The organism is Curtobacterium sp. UNCCL17 (assembly GCF_000686685.1).
GTDB classification, from domain to species: domain Bacteria; phylum Actinomycetota; class Actinomycetes; order Actinomycetales; family Microbacteriaceae; genus Curtobacterium; species Curtobacterium flaccumfaciens.
Genome location: NZ_KK366000.1, coordinates 1,016,194 through 1,027,636, shown reverse-complemented (window position 1 = coordinate 1,027,636; position 11,443 = coordinate 1,016,194). Strand labels below are relative to the sequence as shown.

General features: G+C 71.3%; 12 protein-coding genes and 2 tRNA genes. 11 read left to right on the top strand and 3 right to left on the bottom strand.

The features are described from left to right. Positions 1-132 precede the first annotated feature (132 nt). Entirely contained in the window at positions 133-1,461 is a 1,329-nt protein-coding gene (locus BR70_RS22300; RefSeq protein ID WP_051596765.1) for a glycosyltransferase, read from the bottom strand. Positions 1,462-1,755: 294 nt separating this feature from the next. Here BR70_RS22300 and BR70_RS0109730 point away from each other — a divergent pair, with 294 nt between their 5' ends. The 6 genes from BR70_RS0109730 (at position 1,756) to BR70_RS0109705 (ending at position 7,269) form a co-directional block, all read left to right on the top strand. After that, positions 1,756-3,039 (top strand): ABC transporter substrate-binding protein, encoded by a 1,284-nt coding sequence (locus BR70_RS0109730; protein WP_035808360.1) that lies wholly within the window; start codon positions 1,756-1,758, stop codon positions 3,037-3,039. A 157-nt stretch (positions 3,040-3,196) separates the two neighbouring features. Further along, positions 3,197-4,174: a carbohydrate ABC transporter permease gene (locus BR70_RS0109725; RefSeq protein WP_027465915.1), complete on the top strand. Its 978-nt coding sequence runs from the start codon at positions 3,197-3,199 to the stop codon at positions 4,172-4,174. A 65-nt stretch (positions 4,175-4,239) separates the two neighbouring features. Next, a complete protein-coding gene (locus BR70_RS0109720; protein ID WP_051596808.1) occupies positions 4,240-5,082 on the top strand; it encodes a carbohydrate ABC transporter permease in 843 nt (280 codons plus the stop codon). A 5-nt stretch (positions 5,083-5,087) separates the two neighbouring features. Further along, complete coding sequence (locus BR70_RS23250; protein ID WP_035808358.1) at positions 5,088-5,585, top strand: hypothetical protein; 498 nt, start codon at positions 5,088-5,090, stop codon at positions 5,583-5,585. Between the two features lie 21 nt (positions 5,586-5,606). Continuing rightward, positions 5,607-6,623: a LacI family DNA-binding transcriptional regulator gene (locus tag BR70_RS0109710; protein WP_027465913.1), complete on the top strand. Its 1,017-nt coding sequence runs from the start codon at positions 5,607-5,609 to the stop codon at positions 6,621-6,623. Between the two features lie 10 nt (positions 6,624-6,633). Then, positions 6,634-7,269, top strand: coding sequence for an MBL fold metallo-hydrolase (locus tag BR70_RS0109705; protein ID WP_027465912.1), 636 nt, complete (start codon positions 6,634-6,636; stop codon positions 7,267-7,269). Between the two features lie 107 nt (positions 7,270-7,376). Here BR70_RS0109705 and BR70_RS0109700 read toward each other — a convergent pair whose 3' ends face one another. Continuing rightward, positions 7,377-8,273: a DUF72 domain-containing protein gene (locus BR70_RS0109700; protein ID WP_081827312.1), complete on the bottom strand. Its 897-nt coding sequence runs from the start codon at positions 8,271-8,273 to the stop codon at positions 7,377-7,379. 103 nt (positions 8,274-8,376) lie between these two features. On the opposite strand from BR70_RS0109700, the gene BR70_RS0109695 reads away from it, so the two are divergent. The 5 genes from BR70_RS0109695 (at position 8,377) to BR70_RS0109675 (ending at position 10,102) form a co-directional block, all read left to right on the top strand. Next, positions 8,377-8,452: transfer RNA gene (locus BR70_RS0109695), tRNA-Glu, on the top strand. Positions 8,453-8,485: 33 nt separating this feature from the next. Beyond that, a tRNA-Glu gene (locus BR70_RS0109690) sits at positions 8,486-8,561 on the top strand. A gap of 106 nt (positions 8,562-8,667) precedes the next feature. Then, positions 8,668-9,114 (top strand): fluoride efflux transporter FluC, encoded by a 447-nt coding sequence (locus tag BR70_RS0109685; protein ID WP_027465910.1) that lies wholly within the window; start codon positions 8,668-8,670, stop codon positions 9,112-9,114. Further along, positions 9,111-9,500, top strand: coding sequence for a fluoride efflux transporter CrcB (gene crcB / locus BR70_RS0109680; protein ID WP_027465909.1), 390 nt, complete (start codon positions 9,111-9,113; stop codon positions 9,498-9,500). Before BR70_RS0109685 ends, crcB begins: the two co-directional genes overlap by 4 nt. Next, positions 9,497-10,102, top strand: a complete 606-nt coding sequence (locus BR70_RS0109675; protein ID WP_027465908.1) for a histidine phosphatase family protein — start codon at positions 9,497-9,499, stop codon at positions 10,100-10,102. The genes crcB and BR70_RS0109675 overlap by 4 nt, the downstream gene beginning before the upstream one ends. A gap of 224 nt (positions 10,103-10,326) precedes the next feature. On the opposite strand, the gene BR70_RS0109670 is transcribed toward BR70_RS0109675, so the two are convergent. Beyond that, positions 10,327-11,394: an FUSC family protein gene (locus tag BR70_RS0109670; RefSeq protein WP_027465907.1), complete on the bottom strand. Its 1,068-nt coding sequence runs from the start codon at positions 11,392-11,394 to the stop codon at positions 10,327-10,329. Positions 11,395-11,443: the final 49 nt, after the last annotated feature.

The following is an 11,443-nucleotide window of genomic DNA, read 5'->3' as shown; positions in this document are numbered from 1 at the left end:
GCACGCACCGCGTGCACGGCACGCACCACGTGCACTGTTCTCCACCGCACGCATCGGAACGGACGGGAGGCCCGTGGCGACGCTGCCACGGGCCTCCCGTCCGTTCCGGTGCGGACGTCTCCTGCACGCCGCCTACGGGCGGAAGCGGCCCTCCTCGACCTCGCGCCAGAACCGACGGCTGCGGAAGTACGCCGCCGGGCCAGCCGGGAAGCCGCGGAACTCGTGGTAGGCCAGCGAGCGCGGGATCCGGGTCGTGGAGGCCTCGGTGATGCTCTCGGCCGCGGCGTCACGCCGGCCGGCCAGTCGTGACACGAGCTGCTTCAGCTTGATCTTGCCGGCGCGGGGCATCAGCCGCGCGAGCACGATCGCGTGCCGGCGGTCCTTCGCGATGAGCTCGCACATCAGCGCCGTGAACCCGACGCCGTTCGAGTGGAGCTGCCCGTGCAGCCCGGCGAGGTCCTGCCGGTGCCGGTGGTGCACGACCGCGCGGGGTTCGAAGCCGATCCGGCCACCGCTCCACAGGATGTCGATGAAGATCGCCAGGTCCTCGCCACCGCGGGCGGGCACACCGGCACCGAGCACGGGGTCGAACCCGCCGACGGCGTCGAACGCCGACCGTCGGACGGCCCAGTTCGCGCCGGCGCCGTAGCCGCCGATGCCGTACACGGCGAAGTGCTTCTGCACCGAGCCGTCGGGGCGGACGGCCCGGGCCTGCGCGTGACGCATGACCCCGGGGACGTCGTCCGGCACGATGGTCACCGGCTGGAAGGTGCGCTCGCCGCTGAAGCCGCCGTAGTACGCCTCGTACCAGATCTGCGCGGGGGTCTCGAGCTCGACGGGCAGGATCATCCCGGTGACCGCGGCGACCTCGGGCTCGCGGACGAAGCGCGTGCCGATGGACCGGAGCCACTGTGCGTCCACCCGGACGTCGTCGTCGGTGAACGCGATGATCTCGCCGTGCGCCGCGGCGACTCCGGCGTTGCGACCGGCGGAGCAGCCCGGACGGCGTTCGGTGACCAGCCGGACGTCGCGGCCCTCGAGCAGCCCGGGCAGGGCGTCGACCTCGGGCAGCTTCACACGGTTGTCGACGAGGATGACCTCGTACCGCGGGTAGTCGAGGTGCTCGAGGAAGTCGAGCAGCTTCCGGATGTCCTCGACCCGGGTGACGATGGTCGACACGACGATCGAGATGAGCGGGAGGTCGAGGTCGGGGATGGGGGTCTGGGTCGCACCGGAGGTCCGTGCGAGGCCGTCCACCAGGGGCGCCATCGCGCGGGCGGCGTCGGCCGGGTCCGCGGTGAGCAGCACGTCGAGGGTGGTGACGGGGAAGCCGTCGCGGTAACCGACGACGAGCGCGGAGGAACCCGACTCGTCGGCGACCAGGCGCGGCAGCGGAGCGTCGAGGTCGACGCTGACGACCCGACGGGGGCCGGGCACGGTGACGGAGGAGTGCAGGGTCATGGTCGGGACGCTACGACCGCCCGCGGTGTCCGGACAACGGACCGGACCAGCAGTGGCGGGGTTCGTGCGGGGTTCCGCAGCGCGGTGCGTGTGCCCCCGACGGGGGTGAGCGCTCACCCAGGAAGCCACGGGAACCTCATGGGTCACGCTCAGGTCACGGAACCGATGCAACCGGTTGCGCTCCCGCTGGACCGGGCGTAGCTTCCTCCACCAGCAGGCAGCGGCGCTTGCTCCAGGGCAGTGTCGTCGAACCCGGTCGATGCCCCCTGGTGATCTCAACGAGGAGACAACGCTGTGAAGACAACACGCTCAAGGGTGCGGTTCGCATCCGTTGCCGGGGTCGCCGTCATCGGCCTCGTGCTCACCGGCTGCTCGAGCGGGAGCTCCGGCGCCGGCTCGGACGACGCCAAGAGCGGCCAGGACAGCCGCGGACCCATCACCTACGTGCAGGGCAAGGACAACTCGAACGTCGTCCGCCCGCTCATCGCGAAGTGGAACAAGGCCCACAAGGACGAGAAGGTCACCTTCAAGGAGCAGTCCGACCAGGCCGACCAGCAGCACGACGACCTCGTGCAGCACTTCCAGGCGAAGGACGCGAACTACGACGTCGTCGACGTTGATGTCGTCTGGACCGCCGAGTTCGCCGCGAAGAGCTGGCTGACGCCGCTGACCGGCGACATGAAGATCGACACCTCGAAGCTCCTGCCGTCGACGGTGAAGACCGCGACCTACAACGACACCCTCTACGCCGCGCCGCAGACCTCGGACGGCGCGCTGCTCTACTACCGCAAGGACCTCGTCAAGACGCCTCCGACCACGTGGAAGGAGATGATGGCCGACTGCAAGATCGCGAAGGACGCCGGCATCGGCTGCTACGCCGGGCAGTTCGCGAAGTACGAGGGTCTGACGGTGAACGCCTCCGAGGCGATCAACGGCTCCGGTGGTTCGGTGCTCAGCAAGAGCGGTGACCCGGACGTCGACACCTCGGACGCCAAGGCCGGCCTGCAGAACCTGGTCGACGCGTTCGAGGACGGGAACATCCCGGCCGAGGCGATCACCTACCAGGAGGAGCAGGGCCGCACCGCGTTCGAAGCCGGCAAGCTGCTGTTCCTGCGCAACTGGCCGTACGTCTACAACCTGGCGAAGACCGACGGTTCGAGCAAGGTCAAGGACACGTTCGGCATCGCGCCGATCCCCGGTGCCGACGGCGTCGGTGCCTCCACGCTCGGTGGGCACAACGCGGCGATCAGCGTGTACTCGAAGCACAAGGCGACGGCGCACGACTTCCTCGAGTTCCTCATCTCGAACGACACGCAGAAGTTCTTCGCGACGCAGGGGTCGCTCGCCCCGGTCGTCGGTGACCTCTACACCGACTCCGAGCTGACGGCGAAGCTGCCCTACCTGCCGACGCTGCTCAAGTCGATCGAGTCGGCGGAGCCGCGCCCGGTCACGCCGTTCTACCCGGCGGTGACGAAGGCGATCCAGGACAACACCTACGCGGCGCTCAAGGGATCGAAGTCGGTCGACGAAGCCATGAAGGACATGCAGGACGCCCTGAAGTCGGCGACCAGCAGCTGACACACAGCGGCTCACGCCGCATCGGACGGGAGGCCCGTGGCGGGTCCGCCACGGGCCTCCCGTCCGCCCCGTACTTGCGTTCCGACACCCCCGGCAAGGAGGCCGACACGTGTCAGCAGCAACCGAGATCCCCGCAGCCATCCCCAACCCGACGGGCATGGAACCGAAGCGCCGACGGCGCAAGGGCGGACTCAACGCCGAGCACGGCCGGTGGGCCGTGTACCTCATCGGCCCGACGATCCTGCTCCTCGCGATCGTCATCGGCTACCCGGTCGTCAGTGCGATCATCCAGTCGTTCCAGCTCGACCAGGGCCTCGACAAGGCCACCGGCCTGTTCGTGCAGGGCGGGTTCGCCGGCATCACGAACTACGCGCACTGGCTCGGTCAGCAGTGCGGCAACGTCACGTGCCCGCCCGGCAGCCTCGGTTCCCAGTTCTGGGTGTCGATGGGCAACACGTTCTTCTTCACCGTCGTCACCGTGCTCGCCGAGACGGTCATCGGCGTGTGGATGGCCATCATCATGAACCGCAACTTCAAGGGCCGCGCCCTCGTCCGTGCCGCGATCCTGGTGCCGTGGGCGATCCCGACGGCCGTCACCGCGAAGCTCTGGTACTTCATCTTCGACGCGAACGGCGTGCTGAACCACGTCCTCGGGCAGCAGATCCTGTGGACGAGCGGCGAGTGGGCGTCCCGGTGGGCGGTCATCATCGCCGACACCTGGAAGACCACGCCGTTCATGGCGCTGCTCATCCTGGCGGGGCTGCAGCTGATCCCGGAGGAGGTCTACGAGGCAGGCAAGATGGACGGCGCCTCGACGTTCCAGCGCTTCGTGCTCATCACCCTGCCGCTCATCAAGCCCGCGCTGATGGTCGCGATCCTGTTCCGCGTGCTCGACGCGCTGCGCATGTACGACCTGCCCGCGATCCTCACCGGCGGTGGCGGTGGTTCCGGCAACGCCACCACGACCCTGTCGATCCTGGTCGTCGAACAGATCCGGCAGGGCTTCAACTCCGCGTCAGCGCTGTCGACCATCACCTTCCTGGTGATCTTCATCGTGGCGTTCGTCTTCGTCCGGTTCCTCGGCGCCAACGTCGTGCAGACGCAGGCCGCCCAGCAGAAGGGTGAACTCAAGTGACCCTCGCAGCAGACCGCCCCCGGTCCTCCGCAGCAGCACGCGACCGCGCCGTCGACCGCACCGAGGTGCGCGTGCGCCGCGACACCGGGCCGCGCATCCGCACGGCCGTGCAGGCGATCGTCATCGCCGTGTGGTGCCTCCTGCCGTTCTACTGGATGGTGGTGACGAGCTTCCGCGACGTCGGGTTCACGTTCGACGCCACCCCGTGGCCGACGCACGTCACGCTCGACAACTACGCGACGGCGTTCTCCACGTCGCTCGGCAACCACCTCGGTCGGGCACTCGCCAACAGCCTGCTCATCGGTGGGGTCGTGACGATCATCGCCCTGCTCGTCGGCACCACGGCGGCGTACGCCCTCGCCCGGCTCGAGTTCCGCGGCAAGTCGCTCATCGCCGGCGCGATCCTGGCCGCGTCGATGTTCCCCGGCGTCGCCCTCATCTCGCCGCTGTTCCAGCTGTTCACCGACATCGGGTGGATGGGGTCGTACCAGGCGCTCATCCTGCCGAGCATCTCGTTCGTGCTGCCGCTGACCGTGTACACGCTCGCGTCGTTCTTCCGCGAGATGCCGTGGGACCTGGAAGAAGCAGCCCGCATCGACGGGTGCACCCGGGTGCAGGCGTTCCGGCGGATCATCCTGCCGCTCGCGGCGCCCGCGGTGTTCACCACGGCGATCCTGGCGTTCATCTCGAGCTGGAACGAGTACCTCATCTCGTCGCAGCTGTCGAGCGACGCGACCCAGCCGGTGACCGTGGCGATCGCCTCGTTCGCCGGGTCGCAGCCGCACCAGGAGCCCTACACGGCGGTGATGGCCGCCGGCACGATCGTCACGATCCCGCTCGTGGTCCTCGTCCTGATCTTCCAGCGGCGCATCGTGGCGGGGCTCACCGCCGGCGGCGTGAAGGGCTGACGGCCATGGCGCAGCGCGGACCCACCCGTCCCACCGCCCGCATCGAGGAGTCGATCGGCTTCGTCGGGATGTTCGGCGTCCTGTTCCTCGGCGTGACGGTGTTCTGCGAGCTCACCGGGCGACCGGCGCTCGGCTGGGCGCTCACCCTGCTCGTGTGCGTGCTCGGCGTCGTCGCCCTGGACCGGTGGCGGGTCGCCGTCCTCCGCCGGAGCGCACCGCAGGACGGCACGGGTGCGTCCGTACCCCGGGGCGTCGGTGCTGCGCCCGCGGTGGCCCCGGTGCACACGTCGGTCACCGACCCCACCGGTCGCAGGCCTCGACCCGGCGCGGACGGACGGGTGCACCAGCACGCCGGCTGGGACGAGGTCGCTCCGGCTGCACGACGGCAGGCGCGCACCGCACGGGTACCGGAACGCCGGGCGGACCGCGGCGTGCCCGCGGTGGCGGCCCGACGCCGTGGACCCGACGCACCGGCGGACGTGACGCACGGCGCGGACGGCTGACGGGCCTCCCGGGTCGCACCGATGGGGATCCAGGAGATCGCGACCGTCACGGGGCTGTCGAAGTCCACGGTGTCGCGGGCGCTCCGCGGCATGTCGAACGTGGCCGACACCACGATCGAGCAGGTGCAGCGGGTCGCCGACGAACTCGGGTACGTCCCGAGCTCGGCGGCGGCCGGCCTCGCCACCGGTCGTCAGCGCGCCGTCGGGGTGGTCGTGCCCGTCATCGACCGCTGGTTCTACGTCAAGGCGCTCGGCGGTGTCGACGCGGAGCTCCGCCAGGCCGGGTACGACCTGGTCCTCTACAACCTCGGCGGCCCGGGCGGCGACCGCGACCGGGCGTTCCGACGCTCGATGCTGCGGCACCGCGTCGACGGCCTCGTCCTGCTCTCCCTGGTGCTCGACGCCACCGAACGGGCCGAACTCGAACTCAGCCGGCACCCCATCGTCGTCATCGGCGGCCCGGCACCGGGCTTGCGGAACGTGGGCGTCGACGACCGCGAGGTCACCCGGATCGCGGTCGAGCACCTGCACGGCCTCGGCCACCGGCGCATCGCCTACGTCGGCGGGCAGGACGAGGCCGGCATGAACGTCGCCGTGCCGCACCTGCGGCGGGACGGGTTCCTCGACGCGGTGCGGTCGTCGGGACAGGTCGTACCGGAACGGTGGTCGCTCGACGGCCGGTTCTCGTTCGCCGGCGGGGCCGCCGCCGGGGCCGTGCTGTTCGCCGAGCCCGCGTCGGTGCGACCGACGGCGGTGCTCTGCGCCTCGGACGAGATGGCCCTCGGCGTCCTGCTCGCCGCACGCCGAGCCGGACTCGCGGTACCGGAGGACGTCTCCGTGATGGGGGTCGACGGCCACGAGTACGGCGCCACCGTCGGACTCACCACCGTCGCGCAGGACCCGGTGGCGCAGGGACGGACCGCTGCCCGTGCGGTGCTCGCCGAGGTTGACGGCGGTGTCGCCGGCCCGATCGCGGCGGCACCCGCGCACCTGGTCGTCCGCGCGACCACGGGGCCCCGCCCGCACGGTGCCGCGTAGGGTCGCCCGCATGGAGGTCACCAAACTCGAACACGCCTGCCAGATCATCACCGAGGGGGACGCCCGCCTGGTCCTCGACCCGGGGAACTTCACCCGACCGGTCGACGTGACCGGGGTCGTCGCCGTCGTCGTCACGCACGAGCACCCGGACCACGTCACCCCCGAGCAGGTCCGGCGCATCCTCGACGCCAATCCCCGTGCGGTCGTCATCGGGCCGGAGGGGGTCCGCGCGGCGCTCGCCGAGGCGGGTGTCACCGTCGGCGTCGTCACGGACGGCGACCACCGGACGATCGGGCCCTTCGCGCTCACCTTCCACGGCACGCGGCACCAGCTGATCCACGCCTCGGTGCCGATCGTCGACAACACCGGCGTGCTCGTGGACGGCCGGCTGTTCCACCCGGGCGACTCCTACACGGACCCGGGCGTCCCGGTCGAGGTCCTCGCGGCACCCGTCGGGGCGCCGTGGCTCAAGGTCGCCGAGATGATGGACTACGTCGCCGCGATCGCGCCGTCCCGCGCGTACCCGATCCACGAGGCCACCCTCTCCGAGGTCGGGCTCGGCATGCACACGGGGCGGCTCCGCGAGGCCGTCGAGCCAGCCGGGTCGCTCGTCGTGCTGCGTCCAGGGGAGTCGCTCACGCTCTAGGGCTGCGCTGCGCGGCCTGGAGGCCCGTGGCGGCGCCGCCACGCGCCTCCTGTCCGCATCGTGTGCAGGAATGGTCGGGTCCGTGCGCCCGAGGCGACCGTCTCTGCTCACGAAGCGCGGCGCAGTCGCGCCGCGACCAGGCGGTCGAGCGTCAGGGCGTCCCACGGAGCGTGCCGCTCGGCGTCGTTGTCGAAGTACACGTAGACGTCACGGCCGGCCTCGGCGTGCTCGAGGACCGTCGTCGCCCACCCGCCGAGCGCCCGGGGCGAGTACCCGTCGTGGTAGGTCCGGGGTGCACCGTGCAACCGGAGGTACGCGAGCGGTGCCCCGGTGTCCGCCCGGAAGCGGGGGAAGTCGCCGGCGTGCGAGTCGACGAGGGCGACGCGGTGCCGTCGGAGCACGTCGAGGTGCTCGTCGCCGAAGCCGGCTGCCCGGACCTCGAGCGCGTGGTGGATCGGCCTCGCCGGTTCCTCCGGCTCCACGAGTCCGTCCGGTTCGGCGGGGACCTTGTCGTCGTGGTGGCGTGCGTGCTCGGCGGCCGCACCGTGCGTCCGGGGGAGCACCCCGAGGAACGCGTCGAGCACCTCCGGCGTCGGCAGCAGGCGCTCGGGCAGCTGCCAGAGCACGGGCCCGAGGGTGTCCCCGAGCTCCAGCGGACCCGAGGCGAAGAAGTTCGCCAGCGCGGTCTCGACGTTCCGCAGCCGCAGCATGTGCGTGACGTACCGGCCGCCCTTGACCGCGAACCGGAACGGCTGCCCGCCCGAGGCCGCACGCCACGCCCGGTACCGCGCCGGACGCTGCAGCGAGTAGAAGGATCCGTTCAGCTCCACCGTCGGGAACCGCGACGCCACGTGCTCGAGCCACCGCCGCTTCGCGAGGCCCTCGGGGTAGAAGTCCCCACGCCAGCCGTCGTACTGCCACCCGGACAGGCCGATCCGGACCGTGGCCGAGGGGCTGCCGCCGACGTGTCGAGGCGCTGCGATCGCGTCGTGGTCCGCCGTCATCGATCCACCGTATGCCCGCTCCGACATGGCGGCACACCCGGGCGACACGCCCCGTTTTGGTACGGATGCGAGCCTTGTGCAATACTTGTCGAGTTGTCGGAACGGCCCCATCGTATAGCGGCCTAGTACGCTGCCCTCTCACGGCGGTAACGCGGGTTCGAATCCCGCTGGGGTCACCACAGGTGACATGCTCCGAGTCCGACAACAGCCGCGGCCCCATCGTATAGCGGCCTAGTACGCTGCCCTCTCACGGCGGTAACGCGGGTTCGAATCCCGCTGGGGTCACCAGCACGCAAACCCCCGTCCAGCTCCGGCTCGGCGGGGGTTTCGTCGTCTCGGCTAGCCTGGATCGTCCCCGTCACCCGGGGAACGATCGCCTCGCGACGGGAGCACGATGCACGCCGAACGCCCACCGCACCTGCGCTGGAGGCTCGTCGCACTCGTCGCCCTCGGCGGCGCGATCGGGACGGCCGTCCGCGCACTCCTCGCCGCGGCGTTCCCCGCGCACGACGGGATCAGCTGGACCATCCTCGTGATCAACGTCGTCGGGGCGTTCTGCCTCGGGTTCCTGCTCGACGCGCTCGCACGCCGCGGCCCGGACGTCGGTCGTCGTCGCACGGTCCGGCTGTTCGTCGGCACCGGCGTCCTCGGCGGTTTCACGACCTACAGCACGCTCGCCGACGACACCGCGCAGCTGCTCGACCTCGGCCGCTGGACGGCGGGCAGCGGGTACGCCCTGCTGTCGGTCGTGCTCGGACTCGTCGCGGTCGTCCTCGGTCTGTGGGTCGCCGCGGCCACCCGGCCCCGCACCCGCCCCGAACCGCTGCAGGACGCCCGATGAGCCCGGTCGAACTGGTCCTGGTCGCCGTCGGCGGGGGAGCCGGCGCCGCCCTGCGCTTCGTGCTCGACGGCGTCGTCAAGGGCCGCCTCGCCGGTTCCCGGTTCGCCGGGTTCCCGGTCGGGACCCTGCTCATCAACGTGTCCGGATCGCTCGTGCTCGGGGTCCTGACGGGCCTCGGGCAGGCCGGCGCCGTCCCCGCCTCGACGGTCGCTGTGCTCGGGACGGGCATGATGGGTGGGTACACGACGTTCTCGACGGCGAGCGTCGAGACCGTACAGCTCCTCCGATCCGGCAAGACCCGGCTCGCCGTCCTGAACGGCCTCGGGATGCTCGTCGTCTCGGTCGGCGCAGCTGCGCTCGGCCTCTGGATCGGAAGGAACTCATGACCTCGGAACGCCCCGGCGAACTCGTCCTCGTCCGTCACGGAGAGACGGAGTGGTCGAAGAGCGGGCAGCACACCGGCCGCACCGACATCCCGCTCACCGACAACGGTGTCGAGCAGGCGAAGCGCGCGGGCCGGTACCTCGGGGACCGGTCGTTCGCGCTGGCGCTGTCGAGCCCGCTGCAGCGCGCCCGCGACACCGCGCACCTGATCGGCGTCGAGCCGGAGCTCGACGAGGACCTGTACGAGTGGGACTACGGCGCGTACGAGGGTCTCACCACCCCGCAGATCAAGGTGCTGCGCCACGGGCCGTGGGACCTCTGGACGGACGGGGTCCCCGCCGGCGACACCCCCGGTGAGAACGCCGCCGAGGTCCGCGTCCGCGTCGAACGCATCCTGAACCGTGCCCGACCGGTGCTCGCCGAGGGCCACGACGCCGTGTTCATCGCCCACGGCCACGTGCTGCGGGCACTCGGTGCCGCGTGGATCCGGCTCGCGCCGCAGGACGGCGCCGTGCTGAAGCTCGGCACCGCCTCGGTCAGCATCCTCGGCTACGAGCACGGCCGCCCCGTCATCGACGCCTGGAACATCCAGCCGCGCGACTGACGCGGGGGTGGGGCCGGCGGGCTCGCGTCAGCGACGGACGCGGTGGTCGCGACCACGGACGGACGGGAGGCCCGTGGCGGCGCCGCCACGGGCCTCCCGTCCGCCGTCCACGCCCGTTCCTTCCCCTGTCACGCGCGATGGCAGGCGGAATCGGGCGTTCCTGGTCGAAAGGAACGACCAGGTACGCCCGGTTCGACCCGGTACGCCCGGTTCGACCGGCCGCGTCAGACGGTCCGGATCGCGCTCGTCGCACCCAGGGCACGGCCACGCCGGCGCTCGATCGCACGCCCGACGAGCAGCAGCCCCACGCTGACCACGGCACCGAGCACGGTCTGCGCGATGCGGTCGAGCGCCAGCAGCTGGGGTGCCTCGGGCAGGCTCAACCACGACACCGCCAGGGCGAGCGGGGTGAGGAACAGCAGGCACACGGCGTAGTTCCGGGCGACGAAGATCTCGGCGAAGAACTGTCCGACGACGGCCAGCACGACGATCCACCACGCCGACGGCTCGAGCAGCAGGATGCCGACCGCGATGACCGTGCCGCCGATCGTGCCGACCACACGCTGCCCGGCGCGGACCACGGTGTGCCGCTGGCGGATCGCCGGCAGGGTCGAGACCACCGCGATGACCGCCCAGTAGGGGTGTCCGAGCCCGGGGATCGACTCCGCGACGGCACCGGCGACGAGTGACCCGACGACGTTGAGCGCGACGGTCTCCCACAGCGCCGGGGTCCCGAGGATCGCGAGCGACCGGTGCTTGCGGTCGGCCAGCGGGCGGAACCGGTGCGGGGCGTGCGGGTGGAACACCCGACGGAGGACCGCACCGGACATCGCGACGAGCCAGGCCCAGACCACCGAGCAGACGATGATCGTCGTGACGAGCGGGACGTCCGCCGGGCGCATCGGCACGAGTGCGGACACGACGAACGCGAACACCGGGAAGATCGGCTGCGCGGGGATCGCCCGGAGCGTGGAGAGGGTGCAGACCGCGACCACCAGGACGACGACGAGACCCACGGCCTGCAGCCAGAGCGGCGACCCGACGAGCCCGACCCCGATGCCGGCGAACATGCAGAGCGCCTGCAGTGCACCAGCGACACCGGTGGTGACGGCACGCTGCCGGTAGGGCTCGGTCGCACCGAAGATGGCGGTGAACCCGGCGAACATGGCGAAGGCTGCGTACCCCGGCATGCCGAGGGCGATGAGCAGCGCGAGCGGTGCGCCACCGGCGATCGCGGCGCGTGCCGCGCCCTCGAGGTTGATGGTCCGGGTCGAGTGCGCAGGTGTCGTCATGTCGTCACCATCTTCCCACCGCGACGGGTGTCGGGAGTCGCCACGGGCC

What these genes read in the sequence shown, in the direction of transcription:
- BR70_RS0109685 (WP_027465910.1), top strand. Translation starts at nt 8,668, where the DNA reads ATGCACGCCGAACGCCCACCGCACCTGCGCTGGAGGCTCGTCGCACTC.
- BR70_RS0109675 (WP_027465908.1), top strand. Translation starts at nt 9,497, where the DNA reads ATGACCTCGGAACGCCCCGGCGAACTCGTCCTCGTCCGTCACGGAGAG.
- BR70_RS0109670 (WP_027465907.1), bottom strand. Translation starts at nt 11,394, where the DNA reads ATGACGACACCTGCGCACTCGACCCGGACCATCAACCTCGAGGGCGCG.
- crcB (WP_027465909.1), top strand. Translation starts at nt 9,111, where the DNA reads ATGAGCCCGGTCGAACTGGTCCTGGTCGCCGTCGGCGGGGGAGCCGGC.
- BR70_RS0109700 (WP_081827312.1), bottom strand. Translation starts at nt 8,273, where the DNA reads ATGACGGCGGACCACGACGCGATCGCAGCGCCTCGACACGTCGGCGGC.
- BR70_RS0109725 (WP_027465915.1), top strand. Translation starts at nt 3,197, where the DNA reads ATGGAACCGAAGCGCCGACGGCGCAAGGGCGGACTCAACGCCGAGCAC.
- BR70_RS0109710 (WP_027465913.1), top strand. Translation starts at nt 5,607, where the DNA reads ATGGGGATCCAGGAGATCGCGACCGTCACGGGGCTGTCGAAGTCCACG.
- BR70_RS23250 (WP_035808358.1), top strand. Translation starts at nt 5,088, where the DNA reads ATGGCGCAGCGCGGACCCACCCGTCCCACCGCCCGCATCGAGGAGTCG.
- BR70_RS22300 (WP_051596765.1), bottom strand. Translation starts at nt 1,461, where the DNA reads ATGACCCTGCACTCCTCCGTCACCGTGCCCGGCCCCCGTCGGGTCGTC.
- BR70_RS0109705 (WP_027465912.1), top strand. Translation starts at nt 6,634, where the DNA reads ATGGAGGTCACCAAACTCGAACACGCCTGCCAGATCATCACCGAGGGG.